Origin of the sequence: Streptomyces sp. 5-10 (assembly GCF_014712245.1) — a bacterium.
GTDB lineage: Bacteria > Actinomycetota > Actinomycetes > Streptomycetales > Streptomycetaceae > Streptomyces > Streptomyces violaceusniger.
Map to the genome: position 1 here is coordinate 1 of NZ_JACVYG010000198.1, position 1,063 is coordinate 1,063.

The 1,063-nt window shown below is 72.2% G+C and carries 1 protein-coding gene; it reads left to right on the forward strand.

What is annotated here, in order from left to right:
• A partial coding sequence (locus IEJ02_RS47785) for a beta-ketoacyl reductase (RefSeq protein WP_223865627.1) occupies positions 1-1,063 on the forward strand: 1,063 nt, incomplete at both ends.

The window sequence follows — 1,063 nt, forward strand, 5'->3', positions numbered from 1 at the left end:
CTGCGCCCGAAGGTGGACGCGGCCTGGAACCTGCATGAGCTGACCCGCGAGCTGGACCTGTCGGCGTTCGTGCTCTTCTCCTCGGCCGCCGGTGTGTTCGGCAACGCGGGGCAGGGCAACTACGCCGCCGCCAACGCCTACCTGGACGCCCTCGCCCAGCACCGTACGGCGCTCGGCCTGCCCGCCACCTCGCTGGCCTGGGGCCTGTGGGCCGACTCCAGTGCGATGACCGGTGAGCTGGACGACGCGGATGTGTCCCGGATGAGCCGGGGTGGCGTGGTGGCGCTCTCGGCCACCGAAGGTCTGGAGCTGTTCGACGCCGCGGGCCGCCTCGGCGAGGCGGTGCTGGTGCCGATGTCGCTGGACATGGCCGCGCTCCGGGCGCAGGCGGGCAGCGGTGCGCTGGCGCCGCTGTTCCGGGGTCTGGTGCGGGTTCCGGCGCGGCGTGCGGCGGAGGGCGTGGCGGCGTCGGGTGTGCTGGCGCGGCGGCTCGCCGGGCTGGACGAGGCCCAGCAGCTCGATGTGCTGCTGGACCTGGTGCGTACGAACGTCGCGACGGTGCTCGGGTACGCCGGTCCGGAGACGGTCGAGCCCGACCGCTCCTTCCGTGAGCTGGGCTTTGACTCGCTGACGGCGGTGGAGTTGCGGAACGCGCTGGGTGCGGTGAGTGAGCTGCGGCTGCCCGCGACGCTGGTGTTCGACTATCCGACGCCTGCGGTGTTGGCGGAGTTCCTGCGTGCGGAGGTTGTGGGGGCCGCGGCCGCGGTGGCGGGTCCGGTGGTGGTGTCGGCCGCTGATGATGAGCCGATTGCGATCGTGGGTCTGGGTTGCCGTTATCCGGGTGGGGTGGAGACTCCGGAGGATCTGTGGCGGTTGGTCATGGAGGGCCGGGACGCGATCTCGGAGTTCCCGACCGATCGTGGCTGGGACCTCGCGGCGCTCTACCACGAGGACCCGGACCACAGCGGAACGAGCTACGCCCGCGAGGGCGGCTTCGTGGCGGACGCCGGCCACTTCGACCCGGGCTTTTTCGGGATCTCGCCGCGTGAGGCGCTGGCGATGG